Below are 20,179 nucleotides of genomic sequence, written 5' to 3' on the forward strand. Positions count from 1 at the left end.
GGGCTACAGCTCAAATAAGAGTGTAAAAGTTGAAAAGAGCTAACCAGGTTAGCTCTTTTTGGTATGTTTTTATGCAAAACGAATTTTATGCTCGGCTTTCTTTCAACTGTTCTGCCTTTCCACTTACACTCCGGTTCGTAGATACATCCACCAGCCTGTGCAATATCAGCATTTGGTATGCATTACATAAGAGCAAAGGAACCACAATAAATATGGTTGCAGCATTGACATCAATACGTAATACGCCGATCGTCTCCACTATGGTGACGGCAATCATGAAAAAGAGTGTTGGTACAAGCGCGGAGATATGAGTGAGCTTTACTTTAACGTAAGCGGTAACAATTGCGGCTGCCAAAATAATGATACCTAACACAATATCCGATATGCGCTCCCGGTCTCCCCCAACAAACAGGCGTAAAAACATCACGTCAAGCAGGGCCAACACCGTTAGTACAATCTGCACGATCTGCCAACCGCGCTTTGGAAATACACCTTTACCCATATAATTCAATATCAGATATGCAAAGAAACCCATTTGTGAATAAACGCTGATCATAACCCCTGATCCAAATAGGATCAAAAGATACAGAAGAAAATCATTCAATCCATTTGTTTTCTCCCCGTTCACCAGCATCATAATCAATCCTGTACCCAATGCTCCCGCGGCCCCAATAAGCAAGGCTGTCCAAAACAGGAAAAACCATCTACGTAAATTCAAAAGTTTTCCACCCCCGAGTGTTTATTTTACCAACCTTCTCAGCAAAAAACCATCATTGCTCAACATATTTCCCCCTTTCCCATCACATACTACATCCAGTATCTAATCAAGGAGGGATTGTACACATGAAACGGCCTTTGTGGCAGCTATGCTGTGTCGTACTGGGGCTATCCGTCATGCTTGCCGGCTGCGGTTCAGATCAGAGTTCTTCGCCTCCTCAGGGCAGTTATAAAGAGATGAAAACAATGGTTGTAGATATTTTGAAAAGTGACGAAGGCAAGAAAGCGGTGGAGGAAGCTCTTACAGGTCAAAGCTCATCCAGTGGTGAAGGCGGCGGGTCAGAAGAAGGTGGCGGCGGGTCGGGTGGTGGCTCGGGAACCATTGGTATGAAAATGTTAATGCCTGTGCAATCTTCGGAACAAATACGTATTGCAGTAAAAGACACCATCACAGCTCCCGAATACCAGAAGGAATTCGAGAAGATCATGACAGATCCACAGTTTGCCGGGGAATTCGCCAAAGTGATTAACGCCCAAAGCAAACAACTTCATATGCAGTTGATTAAAGATCCCACATATCAAAAATCTGTTGGAGACATCATGAAGTCACCAGAAGTATCCAAGATGTTCATGGATATGACCAAGACTCCGGATTATCGTAAACAGACGATGACTGTCATGCAGGAAGTGATGCAAAACCCGTTGTTCCGCATGGAAGTACTCACTTTACTCAAGAAGGTAGTGCAGGACGAATTGCAACCCAAAGTGGAAAGTGGCGGAAAACAGGGGCAAGAGCAAGGAGGACAAGAAGGGCAAGGGCAAGAGGGTAGTGATGGCGGAGATGGTGGAAGTGGAGATTCTGGCAGCGGTGGAGGTTCATAAACAGTAGATGTTGGTATATTACAGAAACTGAAAAGCCTGCATCCGAATGGACGCAGGCTTTATTTGTATTTATAACACTCATACCATTAGAATTTGGATTCAATGGACTTGGCCACTTCATCGTAGATAGCCCCTATACGGGAATCTGCTTTGTACACAGAAGGTGAGAAATCAGGCTCGGATGGATGATTATCCGGTGTGCCTAATGGAATCTGGGCAAGCAAGCTTGTATGCAGACTTTCTGCAAGTCTTCCCCCACCTCCACGTCCAAAGACATAATCCTTCTCTCCGCAACTGCTGCACTCATAATAAGCCATATTCTCCACGACACCAAGTAACTCATGATCGGTCTGAATGGCCATCGCACCCGCACGTGCTGCGACAAAAGCTGCTGTTGCATGCGGCGTGGTAACGATGATTTCCTTGCTCTGTGGCAACATCTGATGCACATCCAAAGCAACATCTCCCGTACCTGGTGGCAAATCCAGTAATATATAATCCAATTCGCCCCACTGGACATCCGTAAAGAATTGACGCAGCATCCGACCTAGCATGGGTCCACGCCAGATTACCGGATTGTTCTCCCGAATAAAGAAGCCCATCGACATGACTTTGACGCCAAAACGTTCAACCGGTTGAATAACGCCATCTTCAACGACCGGATATTCTTCAATCCCCATCATGTCGGGTACACTGAAGCCATAGATATCCGCATCAATTAAGCCCACTTTTTTGCCTTGACGTGCCAAAGCTGCAGCGAGATTAACGGTTACCGTTGATTTACCGACGCCACCTTTACCACTGGCCACAGCAATAAAACGAACACCTGATTCAGGACTTAACAGTTCATGTCCATCCAGACCCGCTGCGTGACCTTTTACGAGCACTTCGTCCCGATCTGGCTCATCATCGGGTTGTCCCATATTCAGGCTCTCACGATCATGCTCAGAAGCTGCACGCACACGAATATGCACATCCTTCAGTCCGTGCTGGGACAACAGATTACGCGCTGCATCACTCAAGGCTGTTGTATCCTCAGGTCGATTTTCCAGTGTCACTAAGGTCAGAGCCACATGATTTTCTTTCACCATAATATCTCGAACCCATTCCAGTTCGGTCAGACTTACTCCCAATTGTGGTTCTTGTAATGGCTGTAATAGTTCAAGTATCTGTTCTTTTGATAACATCAGACAGCACCTCAGCTTTATCTATTGGCATGTAATTAGGTATGCTGATCCAATTATATCATTACCTTTCTTGTTCTGACTAACTTTTAGGCCGTTCTCCTGAGGAATATCTGAGAATTCCATTATAGATCGAGGCAGCCACCTTACGTTGATAAGCTTCGTCGGCAAGCATACGTGCCTCTTCCGGATGAGAAAGGAAACCCACTTCTACCAGCGCGGAAGGGATCTTCAGCGCCTGTAACAGATAAACTGTATTCACCGTTTTGGCGATTCGATCTGTATTCTCCAGATTACGAACCATCTCTTGTTGAAGCAGATTAGCCAAACCTTCGTTATCCGGATGGTTAGTTGTATAGAAAACCTGCGCTCCACTCCAGCGGTTGGATGGGACACTGTTCATGTGAATGCTAATAAAGAGATCTGCTTGCTTATCCTCTATCCGCCGTACTCTTTGTTTCAGATCTTCCGTCTTACGCTTAGAGTACCCCTTGGTGTCCGAGTCCGCCAAATCCGTGTCTATTTCTCTTGTCATCACCACTAAGGCCCCTGCCTGTTGCAAATAATCTCTCACATACAAGGCGATAGACAGGTTAATATCTTTTTCAATAACTCCCTGTTTACTTACCGCTCCTCCATCGGGACCTCCGTGTCCTGCATCAATGGCAATAACTTTACCCGCCATCGGCAAACTCCAATAACCTGAAGTCTTTGCGGAAGGCAGTTCATAGGACATTACCGCCACTAACATGGCCAGCAGACAGAGACTCAGCATGACCCTTTTGATTGTTTTTAACCTAATCCAGACTACAAAGTGTTTCCCCATATTTTTACGCATAAAAAAACCACCTCGTCCCTATAAATGACTCTAATCATCTATATGGGACAAGATGGACAAATATACCGCTAGGACCGGACTTGCTCCGCCATTCCTTCAATCAGTACCTCAGCTACCTCAGGACGTGTAAATTCAGGTGGAGGGCACTGACCGTCACGGAGCAGCCCGCGTACTTTGGTGCCGGAAAGCGCCATATGGTGTTCTTTATCATGTGGGCAAGTTTTGCTGGATGCCATGTTTCCACATTTGGTACAGAAGAAACTATGTTCGAAGAACAACGGAGTGATCCCCAGTTCCTCTGCTGTAAAGTTCGTAAAGATCTCCTGTGCTTCATATGTTCCATAATAATCACCCACACCCGCATGGTCACGACCAACAATAAAGTGGGTACACCCGTAATTTTTGCGAACCATCGCATGGAAAATAGCTTCACGTGGTCCGGCATACCGCATCGCTGCGGGGAACACACCAAGGAACGCACGATCAGCCGGGTAATAGTTCTCCAGTAATACCAGATAACTCTTCATCCGAACATCTGCGGGAACGTCGTCCGACTTCGTCTCTCCAACAAGCGGATTCAGGAAGAGTGCGTCGACAATCTCCATAGCGCTCTTCTGGATGTACTCATGAGCCCGATGGACCGGATTACGTGTCTGAAAACCAACTACCGTCTTCCAACCCTTCTCCTGAAAAATCTTCCGGGTATCTGCAGGATCATAATAGAATTCTTCGAATTTCGAAGGTTTGGGACGATTCAACACTTGGATTGGACCTCCTACGTATGTTGCAGGACGCTCCAACAGTTTTTTAACACCCGGGTGCTCGGGATCATCTGTTTTGAATACACGCCGGGCTTCTTCACCCTGATCCACCTGGTATATACTTTGGACTTCAAGCAATCCATATGTGACTCCATCTTGATCACCAACAAGTTTCACACGTTCACCAATCTGGAGGGTTGCGGCTTGTTGATCGTCAACAGCAAGTGTGATTGGTATACTCCAGACTGTTCCATCGGTGAGACGCATGCGAGACACCACCGAGAGGTAATCTTCCTCATTCAAGAAACCTTCTAGTGGTGAGAACGCACCCACACCAATCAGATCCAAATCTGATATCGTCCAGGTATTAATAAGCAAAGAGGATAAGTTTTTACTGTCTTGCAACAACTGCTCCCGTTCTTCTCCTTGTACGATACGCTGAACCAGCGTACCTCCATGAGGCAGAATCGATGTCATCTTGTCAGCTCCTTGTATATCTATTATTTATGAAGGCCACATTCCGTCTTATCATTGCCAGACCAGCGTCCAGCACGAGGGTCCTCACCAGGCATAACCTGACGTGTGCAATGCTCACAACCAATACTTGGGTAGTTCTGGTCATGAAGAGGGTTATATACAACGTTATTGTCACGAATATATTGCCATACATCCTCAGTCGTCCAGTGCGCAATCGGGTTAAACTTCATCAGGCCAAATTTGGAATCATATTCAACCTTCTTCGAGTTAGCACGAGTTGGTGCTTGATCTCTACGAATACCTGTAATCCACGCATCATACTGAGAAAGAATACGTGTTAACGGTTCGACTTTGCGAATGTTACAGCACCCATTGGGATCAGACTTCCACATCTCTTCACCGTGTTGAGCTGCCTGCTCTTCCGGAGTAATCTTAGGTGACACGCGTACAAATTCAAGGTTGTAGTTCTCCTGCATCTTATCACGTGTTTCGTATGTTTCTTTAAAGTGGAAATCTGTATCTAGATAAAAAATGTCTGTGGATGGGCTGATCTTCTGCAACATATCTACAAGAACAACATCTTCTGCACCAAAGCTACATGCAAAAGTGATATTTGGGAATGTTTCAATAGCATACCGAATAATATCCTCTGGACTGGCATGTTCCAGTTCCTCTGCCTTTGCCCGTGCCAATTCTTCTTTCTCCAACAAGTTCATCTGTGAATTTCCCCCATTCTGCATTTCAATACACTTAAAGCCGACTAATCTAATATGAATTATGTTTAGTATAAATCTTTCATTGGGGATGTCAATGCCTGCCATATGGTATAATAAATCAGTTTTTGACCATTTTTGATCGTTGCTCTCACACAATATTTTGGTTCAATTTATTCATTTCTCTGTTAACGAGATAAAAACAAAGCTGTTGGCTCAGATCATTAGGCAGGTATAAAAACATCTCATGGCCTGTGAAACCTTTGCTGCTGCTGGGTTTAGATAGTTCATGTCGCAAAGAGCAACATCAAAAATTCACTGGGCGATTGAAGATGAAGGACGAAAAGCAGAAGTTTTAAGGGGATCAGCTCTGTGACATTTAACGGTTGATATGTAAGGGACTTTTATCGTTTCCATAAGAAATACTGATAAGGTTGCAATAAAAATTTAAGCACAAAAAACAGTAAACCCAGTGCATTCAAGAAATCCGGCGTGAGCTCTAATTGATGATTTTATAAAGATCTGTTGTAGAATGTGTGGTGAGCGGTGGGTAAAAGCGTAAGAGCAAATCCAAGGATCTAAAACGATTAGAGAGGTTCAGTAAGCTGTAGATGTATTAACGTACATATTATAGGACTGTATTGAGGGACATTAAGAGAACATTGAAAAGGCAATGATGGAAAAATGCACAAGCATGGGGGAAGACATCAGAGGTATGAGAGCTATCGCACAAACTAATATACTATATGGCGGAATAGTCATGAATATATAAAAAAGCCTTTGACCGAGGCCAAAGGCTTTTAATATTAACGTTTGGAGAACTGAGGTGCGCGACGAGCCGCTTTAAGACCGTATTTTTTACGCTCTTTCATACGTGGGTCACGAGTCAGGAATCCTGCTTTTTTCAGGGAAGCACGGTATTCCGGATCTGCTTTGAGCAGAGCGCGGGAGATACCATGACGGATTGCGCCGGCTTGACCGGAGATTCCGCCACCATGAGCAATAACAAGAACGTCATAGTTGTTGAGTGTTTCTGTCAAGTTCAGTGGTTGTTTTACGATCAGTTTGAGTGTTTCCAAACCGAAGTATTCATTAATATCACGTTTATTGATGACAATGCGTCCTTCACCCGGTACAAGGCGAACACGTGCTACCGAATGTTTACGACGACCTGTCCCATAGTATTGTACTTGTGCCATGAAACTGTCCTCCTTTTAATTAACCGCGAAGTTCGTAAACTTCTGGTTTTTGTGCTGCATGTGGATGCTCAGTGCCTCTGTACGCTTTAAGTCTCAACTTCATTTTCTCGCCCATGCGAGTTTTAGGAAGCATACCGCGAACAGCCAGTTCCAACATACGCTCAGGTTTGTTTTTAACCATCTCTTCTGCTGTAGTTACTTTCAAACCACCTGGGTGCATTGAGTGACGGTAGTATTTTTTACCTTGCATTTTCTTACCAGTCAATACGATTTTCTCAGCATTGATGATAACAACGAAATCGCCAGTGTCCACATGTGGAGTGAATTGTGGCTTGTGTTTGCCGCGAATCAAAGCTGCTGCTTCGCTCGCCAAACGTCCGAGGGTTTTGCCTTCAGCATCAATGATGTGCCATTGGCGCTCAACTTCGTTAGGCTTCGCCATGTACGTAGTACGCATGAAAAGTTCCTCCTTAAAATGTTCAAAATCATCATTTTCATTTATCTTCGTTCGTTAAGTTATAACTTTAGGTGTTGATGGATTGTAAATTTGATGTGAACCTCTTAATTGGGGCTGTGGGAAAGCCATTAAGAAAACACAACTTTTATATTACATGATAGGCGATTAAATCGCAAGTGTTAATTAAGCTTTTCACTCACCAAATTTAATCTTTTTTGTATTCAAGATCCCAGAGCATTAAACCGCAGCTAACTGCAGTAGGTCCTGCAGCAGATCGATTACATGCAGCAATCATATTCGGTACATCAGAGGCTTTCCGTTTGCCCTCTCCGATCTCCAGCAGTGTCCCTACAATGATACGAACCATATGCTGCAAAAAGCCGTTACCACTCACATAAATGTGAATGACACCCTGATCGCGCGGATGGTCTCTGCACATTGTTCGGTCCACTTCAATCCATGCTTCGTATACCGAACGGACATGATTCTCTTTCTGAGACTTGCGTGAAGCAAAAGAGGTAAAATCATACGTCCCTATGAAATGTCGTAGGCCCTCCTGCATTGCCATAATATCAAGCTTCGCATGATGATGATACTGCAGTCTTCTGTTAAATACATCCGGAAATTGATTCGCATTGACTGTATAACGATACGTTTTCTTTTTCGCTGCATAGCGAGAATGAAAATCAGCCGAAACTTCAATCGCATCAATGACGACAATATCGGAGGGTAATCTGGAGTTGAGTGCAATACACCAGCGTTCAATCGGGATTTGGGACTCCGTAGGAAAATTAAAGATTTGTCTGCGGGCGTGAACACCTGCATCTGTTCGGCCTGAACCTGTAATTTTAACTTTCTCACCGGTTAAAGCACGAATCGCATCTTCAAGATGATCCTGAATGGTATTCCCACCCGGCTGTACTTGGAAGCCGTAATAGGCAGTGCCATCATAAGTTAACGTCATACATAAGTTCCGCATTATTACCACACCTTTGTTCCATACTATACATATCCCTATCCCGAACAGCAAAAGAAGCCCCTTACGGAGCTTCTATTACAGCACGAATTCCGAAATGAAGAGAAAAAAAGGGTTAATCCAGAATCGTTGATTCTGTCCCCTTTCCTCATCTCATCTGTTTTACGCGCGGTCTACCAGTTCCAAGTAAACCATTGGCGCTGCGTCACCACGACGAGGTCCCAGTTTCAAGATACGAGTGTATCCACCTGGACGCTCAGCGTAACGACCGGACAATTCGCTAAACAGTTTTTGGATTGCATCTTGCTCACCATCGATAGTTTCGCGGCGAACATAAGCTGCCACTTGGCGACGGGCATGAAGATCTCCCTTTTTCGCTTTAGTGATCAGTTTTTCAGCAATAGAGCGAACCTCTTTTGCTTTCGCTTCAGTTGTCTGAATGCGTTCGTATAAGAACAGGTCGGTTACCAGGTCACGGAACAAAGCTTTACGTGCGCTGGAATTACGGCCCAACTTTTGGTATGCCATTGTTTTCCCTCCTTCACTTCAAGCACTCGGCTGTCTATTCTTCTGTACGTAGTCCCAAACCAAGTTCCTCAAGCTTCTCTTGAACTTCTTCCAAAGACTTGCGTCCGAGGTTACGGACTTTCATCATGTCTTCTTCCGTTTTCGTAGTCAGCTCTTGCACGGTATTAATACCGGCACGTTTGAGGCAGTTGTAGGAACGAACAGAGAGATCCAGCTCTTCGATCGTCATTTCGAGTACTTTTTCTTTTTTGTCTTCTTCTTTTTCGACCATGATCTCTGCATCTTTCGCTTCGTCTGTAAGACCCACGAAGAGCATCAAATGCTCAGTCAAAATTTTAGCGCCGAGGCTTACAGCCTCTTCAGGACGAATACTTCCATCAGTCCAAACTTCCAACGTGAGCTTGTCATAGTTGGTCACTTGACCGACACGCGTATTTTCCACAGCGTAGTTAACGCGACTGATCGGGGTGAAGATGGAATCGACTGGGATGACGCCGATCGGCTGGTCATCGCGTTTATTCCGATCTGCCTGGACGTAGCCGCGACCGCGATTGGCAAAAATACGCATGTGAAGTCTCGAACCTGGTCCGAGCGTAGCAATGTGCAAATCCGGGTTAAGGATTTCCACATCGGAGTCAGCACGGATATCTCCAGCCGTAATTGCTCCTTCGCCTTCAGCATCAATCTCGAGCACTTTCTCCTCGTCCGAATGAATCTTAAGCGACAAAGCTTTCAGGTTAAGAATAACCTCCGTTACATCTTCCATTACGCCAGGAACTGTAGCAAATTCATGCAGAACGCCATCGATTTGAACCGAAGACACTGCCGCACCCGGCAGTGACGAGAGCAAGATTCGGCGAAGCGAGTTTCCAAGCGTCGTACCGTATCCGCGCTCAAGCGGTTCTACTACGAATTTCCCATAGGTGCCATCATCGTTGACGTCTACCGTCTCAATTTTCGGCTTTTCGATTTCAATCACTGCAATACCCCTCCTTCAAAACGTCGGTCCTCTATGAAACATTTACCTTCTCTTGCGAAAACATGTAGTAGTATGCCTAAACAACCATTATTAGCAGATTGTGCCGGAAATATACCACACGCAGGGGCAAATCTCATTAGACACGACGACGTTTTGGAGGACGGCATCCGTTATGCGGGACTGGAGTTACGTCTTTGATCAGGTTAACTTCAAGACCAGCAGCTTGCAAAGAGCGAATCGCTGCTTCACGGCCTGCGCCTGGTCCTTTAACCATAACCTCAACGGCTTTCATCCCATGTTCCATTGCAGCTTTGGCAGCAGTCTCAGCAGCCATTTGTGCAGCAAACGGAGTCGATTTACGGGAACCTCTGAATCCGAGGCCGCCGGAGCTTGCCCACGAAATTGCGTTTCCGTGAGGATCCGTAATAGTAACGATAGTGTTATTGAAAGTGGAACGGATATGCGCCACGCCAGATTCAATATTCTTACGGTCACGACGTTTGGTACGTACGACTTTTTTCGGTTTAGCCATTTTCTCTTATCCCCCCTTATTATTTCTTCTTGTTCGCTACTGTACGACGAGGACCTTTACGAGTACGAGCATTCGTTTTCGTACGTTGTCCACGAACAGGCAGACCACGACGATGACGAACTCCACGGTAACAACCGATCTCCGTCAAACGTTTAATATTCAAAGAGATTTCTCGACGCAGGTCACCTTCTACTTTGACCTCTTTATCGATACTTTCACGCAATTTGCTGACTTCATCTTCCGTCAAATCACGAACACGAGTGTCCGGATTGATGCCTGTTGTGCTCAGAATTTTCTGGGAAGTCGTTTTACCGATTCCGAAAATATAAGTCAAGGCGATCTCAACGCGCTTATCACGTGGCAAATCCACACCAGCTATACGTGCCATTTTACGCTACACCCCCTTCTTTAACCTTGTTTTTGTTTGTGTTTCGGATTTTCACAGATAACCATAACATTCCCTTTGCGGCGAATGACTTTGCATTTTTCGCAAATCGGCTTGACCGAAGGTCTTACCTTCATGTGAATTACCTCCTCAAAGTTTTGCTAAGCAAAACCCTCTTCGTAAGCATTGACCTTGTTCTACTATTGTAAAACCGGCTTCGAAGCTTTCGCAAGTTTTGCCGGGCAAAACCCGCTACATAAGCTTCACAGTTCATTGCAACTGTCTACTACTATTTACGGTAAGTTATGCGACCTTTTGTTAAATCATAAGGCGACAACTGAACAACTACTTTGTCTCCAGTCAGGATACGGATAAAGTGCATCCGCAGTTTTCCGGAAACGTGAGCGAGAATTTGATGACCGTTCTCAAGCTCAACCTTGAATGTTGCATTCGGTAGCGGTTCGAGAACCGTACCTTCCACTTCAATGACATCTTCCTTAGCCATTAGTCAGTCTCCTTTCTCTTCAGCTTGAATGTTGGTGGATTCCAGAAATGAATGAACCGCGTAACGGAGCTTTCCATTTGTCACCCGACCACTCTCGTTTAAACTGTTCACAACCTCGCTGCTAATCATGGGCTGGAGTTCAAGATGAAGAAGATTCTTCTTCTTTGGTTGATCAAACTTACGTTTGTCTCCATCCGCAATATATACGAACTTACCGTCCGCTATAGCAACAATTACTGCGGCTTGGTCCGCATTGCGGCCTTTACGGATCTTCACAAGTTGACCGAGCTGCGGATTAGACTGACTGTTCATGCCTCATCACCTACGCATTCAGTTTCGTGAAAATTTCCATACCATCTGGTGTAACTGCTACAGTGTGTTCAAAGTGGGCACATAACTTGCCATCAACCGTGACGACAGTCCAGTTATCTTCCAACGTTTTCACATACCGTCTACCTACGTTGACCATCGGCTCTATGGCCAGCACCATGCCCGCTTTAAGCCGTGGTCCCCGATCGGGAAGACCATAGTTCGGAATCTGTGGTTCTTCGTGCAGATCTGCGCCTATGCCGTGACCGACATATTCACGAACTACGGAGAACCCTTCATCTTCAATATATTTCTGAATTGCATGAGATATTGTAAACAAGCGAACGTCCGGTTTTACCAGCGCCAGACCTGCGTATAACGAAGCCTCGGTAACGTCCAGAAGACGACGGGCTTCTTCGGAAATACGGCCGACCGGATAAGTCCAGGCGGAATCTCCATGATACCCCTGGTACTGCGCGCCAATGTCAAACGTAACGATATCGCCCTCGTTCAACTTGCGTTTGCCGGGAAATCCATGTACCAACTCTTCATTTACTGAAGCGCACACACTGGCAGGGAAACCGTTATAACCTTTGAAAGACGGCACAGCTCCTTGACTGCGGATATATTGATCAGCCATATGGTCAAGTTCTCCAGTCGTAATACCGGGAGCGATATGCTCTGCCAAGAGACGATGCGTTTCCGCAACAATTCTCCCTGCTTCCCTCATCAAGCCCAGTTCCGTTTCGGACTTACCAATGATCATCAATTAACCTCTCAGTAAGGACACGATTTCTTGAGAAACTTGATCGATATCCTGTTCTCCGTTCATTTGACGAAGAAGACCTTTAGTCTCATAGAACGTGAGGAGTGGTGCTGTTTTGTTGATATACTCGTCCAGTCGTGTACCTACACTCTCTTCATTATCATCAGAGCGTTGATACAACTCACCAGCGCATTTATCACAAATACCTTCCTGCTTAGGCGGATTGAATACCACATGATAAGTGGAACCACAGTTTTTACAAATTCGACGACCCGTCAAACGAGCCAGCAATTTGTTGCGATCCACTTTCAGGTTGATTACATGATCGAGACCTGAGTTCAATCTATCCAGAATGCCATCGAGCGCTTCTGCTTGTGAAAGGGTTCTTGGAAATCCGTCCAAGAGGAAACCTTCTCTGCAGTCAGGCTGCTGCAAACGTTCTTCAACGATGCCAATGGTTACATCATCTGGTACAAGCAATCCTTGATCCATATATTCCTTGGCTTTCATGCCAATGGGAGTTCCCTGTTTGATCGCGAGACGAAATGCATCGCCTGTTGAAATATGGGGAATACCGAACTCTTTCACGATGACGTCTGCTTGCGTTCCTTTTCCTGCCCCCGGAGGGCCCATGAATAGGATGTTCACGTTATGTCACTCCCTCCAAGACTACCCTACATCAACAAACAGCACAATAGGTGCCGGCAAGTAAATCTTCACTCGACCGGTACCTATTGCCTATTTATTGATAAAACCTTTGTAGTGGCGTTTGATCAATTGGCTTTCGATTTGCTTCATCGTATCCAGCGCAACACCGATAACGATCAGGAGGGATGTTCCTCCAATTTGCGCAGATTGAGGCAAACCAGAAAGTGCCCCTAAGAATACAGGCAGAACGGAAATGACTGCCAAGAAGATGGCTCCGGCCATTGTCAAACGAGTCATGACACGGGTCAGATATTTCTCGGTTGCTTTACCCGGGCGAATGCCTGGGATGTAACCGCCGTTCTTTTTCATATTATCAGCCATCTGCTGTGGATTCATCTGTACGAAAGTATAGAAGAATGTGAAACCGAAGATCATCACGACATACAGCAACATACCCAGAGGTTTGTGTGTAGTCAGGTTCTGTCCGATCCACTGTGCCCAAAGGCGATCTGCCCAGAAGTTGGCAATGATCGTTGGGAACATCAACAGCGATGAAGCAAAGATGACAGGGATAACACCTGCTGCATTAATTTTCAGCGGGATATGTGTATTCTGTCCACCGTACATTTTGTTACCTACGACACGTTTAGCGTACTGTACCGGAATCTTCCGAATCGCCTGCTGAATATAAATGACCCCTATGATGATCAACACAATAACAATTGCGATGATAACACCTTTAAGAATATTCATAAACAGTTGGTCAGGTTGAATGAAGTCAGATTCGACCGTTTGTTTGATAATGTTAGGCACCGTAGATAGGATACCCGCAAAGATCAAGATCGAAATCCCGTTTCCTATGCCCTTCTCGGTGATCTGCTCACCAAGCCACATCAGGAATGAAGTACCGGCCGTAAGTACAATCGCGATCAAGATATAATCTGCAAATGTAGCGTTAGGCACCATCTCTGTATTGTACAAGCGGTTGAATCCGATCGACGTACCAAACGCTTGAATCAATGCCAGCCCGATGGTTAAATAACGGGTCAACTGTGCAGATTTCTTCTTACCTTGTTCACCTTGCTTTGCCCACTCCGCTAATTTAGGAATAACGTCCATGGAAAGCAACTGTACTATGATAGACGCAGTGATGTAAGGCACGATCCCGAGCGCAAATATCGAGAACTGGAAGAGCGCTCCACCCGAGAACGTATTGAGAAGTCCAAAAACTTCTTTACCCGCAGAATTTGTCGCTTCGAACACATCTTTGTTAACTCCCGGCACGGGGACAAAGGAGCCGATGCGGTAAATGATCAGTACAAAAAGGGTAAATAATACCCTTTTGCGCAGATCTTCAACCCGCCAGATATTCTTTAGGGTCTTGAACATTAAATCACCTCAGTTGTACCGCCAGCAGCTTCAATTTTCTCAATAGCAGATTGAGAAAACTTGTTAGCTTTAACAGTCAGCTTCACAGTGACATCACCGTTACCCAGGATTTTGATTCCGGATTTAGCGTTTTTAACTACGCCGTTCGTCATCAAGAATTCTGGAGTTACTTCAGTACCCGCAGCAAAACTGTTCAGGTCTTCAGTATTCACAACTGCATATTCTTTGCGAGTTGGGTTTACAAAACCACGTTTTGGCAAGCGACGATACAATGGATTTTGTCCACCTTCGAAGCCTGGACGAACTCCACCGCCAGAACGAGAATTTTGTCCTTTGTGACCGCGACCTGATGTTTTACCTGTACCACTACTTGGACCGCGACCAAGACGTTTACGTTCTTTGCGGGATCCAGGAGATGGTGAAAGCTCATGTAACTTCATCGTTCGTTGCACCTCCTTAAAGATTTGTGGGATTAACCCGTTATTAAGCTTCTACTTCTTTAACAGCAACCAAGTGGCTTACTTTGTTAATCATACCACGGATGGCAGGATTATCGTTTTGTACCACTTTGCTATTGATTTTGCGCAAACCCAATGTTTTCACAGTTGTTCTTTGCGTCTCCGGACGTCCGATCAAGCTGCGGACGAGGGTAATTTCTAATTTAGCCATGAGAATTCCCTCCTTAACCCAGAAGCTCTTCGACGGATTTTCCGCGCAGTTTAGCCACGTCTTCAGCACGCTTCAAACGGGACAAACCTTCCAAAGTCGCATTGACCATGTTCATGGAATTCGAAGAACCCAGAGATTTTGTCAAAATGTCACCTACACCAGCAAGTTCGAGAACCGCACGTACAGGACCACCAGCGATAACACCAGTACCTTCAGATGCTGGTTTCAACAGCACGCGTCCTGCGCCGAACTTACCTGTTACCAAGTGAGGAATCGATGTTCCTACGAGTGGAACGTGTACAAGGTTTTTCTTAGCGTCTTCAATACCTTTGCGAATTGCATCAGGTACTTCGCCCGCTTTACCGATACCAGCTCCAACCCAGCCGTTGCCGTCGCCGACTACAACCAGTGCGCTAAAGCTGAAACGGCGTCCGCCTTTTACTACTTTAGCTACGCGATTAATATTTACAACTCTTTCAGTCAGTTCCAAAGTATTCGGATCTACACGCAAGTCGTTAACCTCCTTTTGAAAAATATCTTAAAACTCAAGTCCTGCTTCACGAGCCGCTTCAGCCAATGCTGCGATACGACCATGGTACAGATATCCGCTACGGTCAAATACGATGTTGGAAACACCTTTGTCTTTAGCACGTTTAGCAACGAGTTCGCCAACTTTACGAGCTGATTCAACAGATGCACCATTTTTGATGTCAGTGCTCAATTCTTTGTCTACGGTAGACGCGGAAGCGATTGTTACACCAGCAACATCATCGATGATTTGAGCATACATATGTTTACCAGAACGGAATACGTTCAAACGAGGACGTGCTGCCGTTCCTTGGATTTTCTTACGAACACGAAGGTGTCTTTTCAGACGAGCCTTATTTTTATCTGGTTTCGTAATCATCTCAAAGATTCACTCCTTTCAGGTTACCTCGCTGGCTTCAAAGCAGAAGCCACGGGGTATATTAGAAACACACGAAGCAAGCAAGCCGAAAGCCGCGCAAAGGCGGTAAGAGAAATCTTATTTCTTCTTACCGGCTTTACCTTCCTTACGGATGATACGCTCGCCTTCATATTTAATACCTTTACCTTTGTATGGCTCAGGTTCACGTACGGAACGGATTTTAGCAGCGTAAGCACCTACACGCTCTTTGTCAATTCCGCGAACGATGATTTTTGTATTCGAAGGTACTTCGAATTCAATTCCCGCTTCCGGTGTAATTTCAACCGGGTGAGAGTAACCAACGTTCAGAACGATTTTATCTCCGGATTTGCTTGCACGATATCCGACCCCAACCAATTCCAGAGATTTCGCGAATCCTTCAGTAACGCCGCTCACCATATTGTTTACAACGCTACGCGTTGTGCCGTGCAAAGAACGGTGAGTTTTGTTATCGGAAGGACGCACAACTGTGATTTCGTTATTTTCAACCGTAACCTTCATGTCTTTATGAAGCTCACGAGTCAAAGTTCCTTTAGGTCCTTTTACCGTAATAACGGTGTTGTCCAGGGTGATGTCTACACCACTTGGTACTGTGATTGGTTTGCGACCAATACGAGACATATGTTGCACCTCCTATCTTGTGACGTTATATTACCAAACGTAGCAAACGACTTCTCCGCCGGATTTCGATTGACGAGCTTCTTTGTCCGTCATGATACCTTTAGATGTCGAGATGATCGCGATTCCCAGGCCACCAAGTACACGAGGTACTTCGTTGCTTTTCGTGTAAACACGAAGACCAGGTTTACTGATTCTTTTCAGACCAGTGATAACGCGCTCGTTATTTTGACCGTATTTCAGGAAAACACGGATAATCCCTTGTTTGTTATCATCGATAACTTCAGCGTCACGGATGAAACCTTCACGCTTCAGGATATCGGCGATTTGTTTTTTCATTGTCGAAGCAGGCATTTCTACCGTTTCGTGACGAACAGTGTTCGCGTTACGAATACGAGTAAGCATATCTGCAATTGGATCAGACATAGTCATTGTGAGTTAACCTCCTTCCCGTTCAGGACTTTTTACCAGCTTGCTTTTTTCACGCCAGGGATCTGGCCTTTATAAGCTAATTCACGGAAACAAATTCTGCAAATTTTGAACTTTTGCAGGACCGAATGTGGACGTCCGCAACGCTCACAGCGTGTATATGCACGTACTTTAAACTTAGGTGTACGTTGTTGTTTAACTTTCATCGAAGTTTTTGCCACTTAGCCTGACACCTCCTAAATAATTTCGGAGAAAAGGGAGTCTTTCCAGACACCCGGAAACGTTATGCCAACATTACTTAACGAAAGGCATTCCCATTTGCGTGAGCAATTCGCGGGACTCTTCGTCTGTTTTCGCCGTTGTTACGATGACAATATCCATACCGCGGACTTTATCAACTTTATCATACTCGATCTCTGGGAAGATCAGTTGCTCTTTCAGACCCAGTGTGTAGTTACCACGTCCATCGAAAGCTTTACTCGATACACCGCGGAAGTCGCGGACACGAGGAAGCGTTACGTTGAGCAATTTATCTAGGAAGAAGTACATACGCTCACCGCGTAATGTTACTTTCACACCGATAGGCATATTCTCACGCAGTTTGAATCCTGCGATAGATTTTTTAGCACGAGTGATTACAGGTTTTTGACCTGCGATCAGTTGCAAATCGCTTACTGCGGAATCCAACACTTTAGAGTTTTGGACAGCGTCGCCCACACCCATGTTGATAACGATTTTCTCGATTTTCGGCACTTGCATTACCGTTGTATAGTTAAACTTCTGCATCAAAGCAGGAGCGATTTCTTGCAGGTAACGTTCTTTCATTCTTGATGCCATGAATCATAGCCCTCCTTTCTCATTCGGTTCAATTAGTCGATAATTTCTCCGGAACGTTTAGCAACGCGCACTTTCTTACCGTTATCCAAAACTTTGTAACCTACACGGGTTACTTTTCCGCTCTTCGGATCGATGTGCATTACGTTGGAAACGTGAATCGGAGCTTCCTTCTCGATAATGCCGCCTTGCGGATTTTGCTGGTTAGGCTTCTGGTGTTTTTTCACCATGTTAACACCTTCCACAAGGACGCGGTTCTCACGAGGATAAGCAGCGATGACACGGCCTTTTTTACCTTTGTCTTTACCGCTGATCACCATAACCGTATCTTCCTTTTTAACGTGAAGTTTGTTGTTATGGGATTCCAGAACTTTTTTCACTCTTGGCATTTCGTACACCTCCTGTTTCTAACATCACGAGATTAAGCTTTAGATAACTTCTGGAGCCAAGGAAACGATTTTCATGAAGTCTTTATCGCGAAGTTCGCGAGCAACTGGTCCGAAAATACGTGTTCCACGTGGGCTTCTGTCGTCTTTTACAACAACCGCTGCATTTTCATCAAAACCGATGTAGGAACCGTCTTTACGACGTACAGAACGTTTCGTACGAACGACAACCGCTCTAACTACATCACCTTTTTTGACAACGCCGCCTGGTGTTGCTTGTTTAACAGAACAAACGATCAGATCACCGATTTGAGCTGTACGACGTCCCGTACCGCCGAGTACGCGGATACACATCAGTTCCTTCGCACCGGAGTTGTCAGCCACAGTCAAACGTGTAAATGGTTGAATCATTTAGTATTCCTCCTTTCAGCAGTGCTGCTGAGCATTAGATGATAACCGCTTTTTCTACGATTTCAGTAAGTCTCCAGCGTTTATCCTTCGAAAGCGGACGAGTCTCCATGATTTTCACCGTGTCACCGATTTTCGCAGTGTTTTCTTCGTCATGTGCTTTGAATTTTTTAGTAACCTTAATGCGTTTATGGTACAAGTTGTGTTTTTTGTAAGTTTCTACAGCAACAACAATTGTTTTGTCCATTTTATCGCTGACCACTTTACCAGTTTGCACTTTACGTGCGTTACGTTCTTCGCTCATTGTTGGCCTCCTTCCTGATTACGGACGGATTGTCCATCCTATCCCTAATTAACCGATTCCCAATTCTCTCTCACGGATAATGGTTTTAGCACGAGCTATTTCTTTCCGCACATCACGGATGCGAGTCGGGTTATCCAGCTGACCGGTAGCTAATTGAAAGCGGAGGTTAAAGAGTTCTTCTTTAAATCCGGCAATCTTTTGCTCGATTTCAGCAGAGGTTAGGTTGCGAAATTCACTAGCTTTCATTTGCTTCACCACCCAATTCTTCACGTTTCACGAACTTCGTTTTGATTGGCAGTTTGTGAGCGGCAAGACGCATTGCTTCGCGTGCAATTTCCTCCGGTACACCAGCAAGTTCAAACATGATCTTACCTGGTTTCACTACTGCAACCCATTTTTCTACGTTACCTTTACCGCTACCCATCCGAACCTCGAGAGGCTTTTGAGTGATTGGTTTGTCTGGGAAAATTTTGATCCAAACTTTACCACCACGTTTGATGTAACGAGTCATCGCAATACGAGCCGCTTCGATCTGACGGTTCGTAATCCAAGCCGGTTCCGTAGCTTGCAGACCGTATTCGCCAAAGTTCAGAGTCGTTCCGCCTTTAGCTTGGCCTTTCATATGTCCACGTTGTTGCTTACGGTGTTTTACACGTTTTGGTACCAACATGATTAGTTGCCTCCTTCCTTAGCAGCTTGTTTCTTAGCCGTAGGAAGAACCTCTCCACGATAGATCCATACTTTTACGCCGATACGTCCGTAAGTAGTATGAGCCTCTGCAGTACCATAGTCAATGTCAGCACGCAGTGTGTGCAGTGGAACAGTTCCTTCGCTGTAGCCTTCAGAACGTGCGATCTCAGCACCGCCAAGACGTCCGCCTACTTGAGTTTTGATACCTTTAGCACCAGAGCGCATAGTTCTTTGAATTGCTTGTTTCAGAGCACGACGGAAAGAAACACGACGTTCCAATTGTTGTGCAATGCTTTCAGCTACAAGAACAGCGTCCAAGTCTTGGTTCTTAATTTCAGAAATGTTGATGTGTACTTTTTTACCGCCAGCAATTTTCGTAATTTGGTTACGAAGATTTTCAACTTCCGAACCACCCTTACCAATAACCATACCTGGTTTAGCAGTGTGAATCGTTACGTTTACGCGGTTAGCCGCTCTCTCAATTTCTACACGAGATAAAGCGGAGTCTTTCAATTTATTTTTCAGGAATTCACGAATTCTCACGTCTTCCATCAAAAGATCACCGAAGTCTTTGCCTGCATACCACTTAGATTCCCAGTCACGGATAATTCCGACACGGAGTCCGACTGGATTTACCTTTTGGCCCACAC

Annotated in this window: 33 protein-coding genes; 1 reads left to right on the forward strand and 32 read right to left on the reverse strand. The window is 45.2% G+C overall.

The window, feature by feature from the left end; genetic code table 11:
- Nucleotides 1-85: 85 nt before the first annotated feature.
- Nucleotides 86-718 (reverse strand): KinB-signaling pathway activation protein, encoded by a 633-nt coding sequence (locus MKZ13_RS27320; RefSeq protein ID WP_047841115.1) that lies wholly within the window; start codon nucleotides 716-718, stop codon nucleotides 86-88.
- Between the two features lie 125 nt (nucleotides 719-843).
- Between MKZ13_RS27320 and gerD the strand changes: the two genes are divergently transcribed.
- Nucleotides 844-1,599, forward strand: a complete 756-nt coding sequence (gerD, locus tag MKZ13_RS27325; protein ID WP_221825239.1) for a spore germination lipoprotein GerD — start codon at nucleotides 844-846, stop codon at nucleotides 1,597-1,599.
- 86 nt (nucleotides 1,600-1,685) lie between these two features.
- Here the strand turns inward: gerD and MKZ13_RS27330 are convergent, their stop codons facing one another.
- From MKZ13_RS27330 to rpsC, 31 genes are all read right to left on the reverse strand, one after another.
- Complete coding sequence (locus MKZ13_RS27330) at nucleotides 1,686-2,786, reverse strand: Mrp/NBP35 family ATP-binding protein (protein WP_339179695.1); 1,101 nt, start codon at nucleotides 2,784-2,786, stop codon at nucleotides 1,686-1,688.
- 79 nt (nucleotides 2,787-2,865) lie between these two features.
- Complete coding sequence (gene cwlD, locus MKZ13_RS27335; protein ID WP_339179697.1) at nucleotides 2,866-3,621, reverse strand: N-acetylmuramoyl-L-alanine amidase CwlD; 756 nt, start codon at nucleotides 3,619-3,621, stop codon at nucleotides 2,866-2,868.
- A gap of 68 nt (nucleotides 3,622-3,689) precedes the next feature.
- Complete coding sequence (gene sat / locus MKZ13_RS27340; protein ID WP_339179701.1) at nucleotides 3,690-4,859, reverse strand: sulfate adenylyltransferase; 1,170 nt, start codon at nucleotides 4,857-4,859, stop codon at nucleotides 3,690-3,692.
- 23 nt (nucleotides 4,860-4,882) lie between these two features.
- Nucleotides 4,883-5,575 carry a phosphoadenylyl-sulfate reductase gene (locus MKZ13_RS27345; protein WP_339179703.1) on the reverse strand — a complete coding sequence of 231 codons (693 nt, stop codon included), beginning with the start codon at nucleotides 5,573-5,575 and terminating at the stop codon, nucleotides 4,883-4,885.
- Between the two features lie 803 nt (nucleotides 5,576-6,378).
- Nucleotides 6,379-6,771 carry a 30S ribosomal protein S9 gene (gene rpsI, locus MKZ13_RS27350; RefSeq protein ID WP_017692105.1) on the reverse strand — a complete coding sequence of 131 codons (393 nt, stop codon included), beginning with the start codon at nucleotides 6,769-6,771 and terminating at the stop codon, nucleotides 6,379-6,381.
- 19 nt (nucleotides 6,772-6,790) lie between these two features.
- Nucleotides 6,791-7,228: a 50S ribosomal protein L13 gene (rplM, locus tag MKZ13_RS27355; protein WP_024633564.1), complete on the reverse strand. Its 438-nt coding sequence runs from the start codon at nucleotides 7,226-7,228 to the stop codon at nucleotides 6,791-6,793.
- 205 nt (nucleotides 7,229-7,433) lie between these two features.
- Nucleotides 7,434-8,207, reverse strand: a complete 774-nt coding sequence (gene truA, locus MKZ13_RS27360) for a tRNA pseudouridine(38-40) synthase TruA (protein WP_339179705.1) — start codon at nucleotides 8,205-8,207, stop codon at nucleotides 7,434-7,436.
- 159 nt (nucleotides 8,208-8,366) lie between these two features.
- Complete coding sequence (gene rplQ / locus MKZ13_RS27365; RefSeq protein ID WP_017692102.1) at nucleotides 8,367-8,732, reverse strand: 50S ribosomal protein L17; 366 nt, start codon at nucleotides 8,730-8,732, stop codon at nucleotides 8,367-8,369.
- Nucleotides 8,733-8,766: 34 nt separating this feature from the next.
- Nucleotides 8,767-9,711, reverse strand: coding sequence for a DNA-directed RNA polymerase subunit alpha (locus tag MKZ13_RS27370; protein WP_017692101.1), 945 nt, complete (start codon nucleotides 9,709-9,711; stop codon nucleotides 8,767-8,769).
- 136 nt (nucleotides 9,712-9,847) lie between these two features.
- Nucleotides 9,848-10,243 carry a 30S ribosomal protein S11 gene (rpsK, locus tag MKZ13_RS27375; RefSeq protein ID WP_017692100.1) on the reverse strand — a complete coding sequence of 132 codons (396 nt, stop codon included), beginning with the start codon at nucleotides 10,241-10,243 and terminating at the stop codon, nucleotides 9,848-9,850.
- A 19-nt stretch (nucleotides 10,244-10,262) separates the two neighbouring features.
- The gene (rpsM, locus tag MKZ13_RS27380) at nucleotides 10,263-10,631 is read right to left on the reverse strand and encodes a 30S ribosomal protein S13 (RefSeq protein ID WP_062329455.1); all 369 of its coding nucleotides are present in this window, start codon (nucleotides 10,629-10,631) and stop codon (nucleotides 10,263-10,265) included.
- Between the two features lie 20 nt (nucleotides 10,632-10,651).
- Nucleotides 10,652-10,765 carry a 50S ribosomal protein L36 gene (rpmJ, locus tag MKZ13_RS27385; RefSeq protein WP_003333770.1) on the reverse strand — a complete coding sequence of 38 codons (114 nt, stop codon included), beginning with the start codon at nucleotides 10,763-10,765 and terminating at the stop codon, nucleotides 10,652-10,654.
- A 152-nt stretch (nucleotides 10,766-10,917) separates the two neighbouring features.
- Nucleotides 10,918-11,133 (reverse strand): translation initiation factor IF-1, encoded by a 216-nt coding sequence (gene infA, locus MKZ13_RS27390; protein ID WP_017692098.1) that lies wholly within the window; start codon nucleotides 11,131-11,133, stop codon nucleotides 10,918-10,920.
- Between the two features lie 3 nt (nucleotides 11,134-11,136).
- Nucleotides 11,137-11,445 (reverse strand): KOW domain-containing RNA-binding protein, encoded by a 309-nt coding sequence (locus tag MKZ13_RS27395; protein WP_036607194.1) that lies wholly within the window; start codon nucleotides 11,443-11,445, stop codon nucleotides 11,137-11,139.
- Between the two features lie 10 nt (nucleotides 11,446-11,455).
- The gene (map, locus tag MKZ13_RS27400) at nucleotides 11,456-12,208 is read right to left on the reverse strand and encodes a type I methionyl aminopeptidase (protein ID WP_036607191.1); all 753 of its coding nucleotides are present in this window, start codon (nucleotides 12,206-12,208) and stop codon (nucleotides 11,456-11,458) included.
- A gap of 3 nt (nucleotides 12,209-12,211) precedes the next feature.
- Nucleotides 12,212-12,856 carry an adenylate kinase gene (locus tag MKZ13_RS27405; protein ID WP_036607188.1) on the reverse strand — a complete coding sequence of 215 codons (645 nt, stop codon included), beginning with the start codon at nucleotides 12,854-12,856 and terminating at the stop codon, nucleotides 12,212-12,214.
- Nucleotides 12,857-12,946: 90 nt separating this feature from the next.
- On the reverse strand, nucleotides 12,947-14,245 hold the full coding sequence (secY, locus tag MKZ13_RS27410; protein ID WP_076216860.1) for a preprotein translocase subunit SecY: 1,299 nt from the start codon (nucleotides 14,243-14,245) through the stop codon (nucleotides 12,947-12,949).
- Complete coding sequence (rplO, locus tag MKZ13_RS27415; protein WP_017692093.1) at nucleotides 14,245-14,685, reverse strand: 50S ribosomal protein L15; 441 nt, start codon at nucleotides 14,683-14,685, stop codon at nucleotides 14,245-14,247. The genes secY and rplO overlap by 1 nt, the downstream gene beginning before the upstream one ends.
- A 43-nt stretch (nucleotides 14,686-14,728) precedes the next feature.
- Nucleotides 14,729-14,914, reverse strand: a complete 186-nt coding sequence (gene rpmD / locus MKZ13_RS27420; protein WP_017692092.1) for a 50S ribosomal protein L30 — start codon at nucleotides 14,912-14,914, stop codon at nucleotides 14,729-14,731.
- Between the two features lie 13 nt (nucleotides 14,915-14,927).
- Nucleotides 14,928-15,425: a 30S ribosomal protein S5 gene (gene rpsE, locus MKZ13_RS27425; RefSeq protein ID WP_017692091.1), complete on the reverse strand. Its 498-nt coding sequence runs from the start codon at nucleotides 15,423-15,425 to the stop codon at nucleotides 14,928-14,930.
- 27 nt (nucleotides 15,426-15,452) lie between these two features.
- Nucleotides 15,453-15,821: a 50S ribosomal protein L18 gene (gene rplR / locus MKZ13_RS27430; protein WP_017692090.1), complete on the reverse strand. Its 369-nt coding sequence runs from the start codon at nucleotides 15,819-15,821 to the stop codon at nucleotides 15,453-15,455.
- A 117-nt stretch (nucleotides 15,822-15,938) separates the two neighbouring features.
- Complete coding sequence (gene rplF / locus MKZ13_RS27435) at nucleotides 15,939-16,481, reverse strand: 50S ribosomal protein L6 (RefSeq protein ID WP_017692089.1); 543 nt, start codon at nucleotides 16,479-16,481, stop codon at nucleotides 15,939-15,941.
- A gap of 30 nt (nucleotides 16,482-16,511) precedes the next feature.
- Nucleotides 16,512-16,910 carry a 30S ribosomal protein S8 gene (gene rpsH, locus MKZ13_RS27440; RefSeq protein WP_017692088.1) on the reverse strand — a complete coding sequence of 133 codons (399 nt, stop codon included), beginning with the start codon at nucleotides 16,908-16,910 and terminating at the stop codon, nucleotides 16,512-16,514.
- 32 nt (nucleotides 16,911-16,942) lie between these two features.
- Nucleotides 16,943-17,128, reverse strand: coding sequence for a type Z 30S ribosomal protein S14 (locus MKZ13_RS27445; RefSeq protein WP_013312154.1), 186 nt, complete (start codon nucleotides 17,126-17,128; stop codon nucleotides 16,943-16,945).
- 73 nt (nucleotides 17,129-17,201) lie between these two features.
- On the reverse strand, nucleotides 17,202-17,744 hold the full coding sequence (gene rplE, locus MKZ13_RS27450) for a 50S ribosomal protein L5 (RefSeq protein WP_221825249.1): 543 nt from the start codon (nucleotides 17,742-17,744) through the stop codon (nucleotides 17,202-17,204).
- Nucleotides 17,745-17,776: 32 nt separating this feature from the next.
- Complete coding sequence (rplX, locus tag MKZ13_RS27455) at nucleotides 17,777-18,130, reverse strand: 50S ribosomal protein L24 (protein WP_017692086.1); 354 nt, start codon at nucleotides 18,128-18,130, stop codon at nucleotides 17,777-17,779.
- Between the two features lie 39 nt (nucleotides 18,131-18,169).
- Nucleotides 18,170-18,538 carry a 50S ribosomal protein L14 gene (gene rplN, locus MKZ13_RS27460; protein ID WP_017692085.1) on the reverse strand — a complete coding sequence of 123 codons (369 nt, stop codon included), beginning with the start codon at nucleotides 18,536-18,538 and terminating at the stop codon, nucleotides 18,170-18,172.
- Between the two features lie 34 nt (nucleotides 18,539-18,572).
- Nucleotides 18,573-18,839: a 30S ribosomal protein S17 gene (gene rpsQ / locus MKZ13_RS27465; protein WP_017692084.1), complete on the reverse strand. Its 267-nt coding sequence runs from the start codon at nucleotides 18,837-18,839 to the stop codon at nucleotides 18,573-18,575.
- A 48-nt stretch (nucleotides 18,840-18,887) separates the two neighbouring features.
- On the reverse strand, nucleotides 18,888-19,085 hold the full coding sequence (rpmC, locus tag MKZ13_RS27470; protein ID WP_017692083.1) for a 50S ribosomal protein L29: 198 nt from the start codon (nucleotides 19,083-19,085) through the stop codon (nucleotides 18,888-18,890).
- The gene (gene rplP / locus MKZ13_RS27475) at nucleotides 19,075-19,509 is read right to left on the reverse strand and encodes a 50S ribosomal protein L16 (protein WP_017692082.1); all 435 of its coding nucleotides are present in this window, start codon (nucleotides 19,507-19,509) and stop codon (nucleotides 19,075-19,077) included. The genes rpmC and rplP overlap by 11 nt, the downstream gene beginning before the upstream one ends.
- A gap of 2 nt (nucleotides 19,510-19,511) precedes the next feature.
- Complete coding sequence (rpsC, locus tag MKZ13_RS27480; RefSeq protein ID WP_076216858.1) at nucleotides 19,512-20,177, reverse strand: 30S ribosomal protein S3; 666 nt, start codon at nucleotides 20,175-20,177, stop codon at nucleotides 19,512-19,514.
- Nucleotides 20,178-20,179: the final 2 nt, after the last annotated feature.

Source organism: Paenibacillus sp. FSL R5-0701, from assembly GCF_037973995.1.
Lineage (GTDB): Bacteria > Bacillota > Bacilli > Paenibacillales > Paenibacillaceae > Paenibacillus.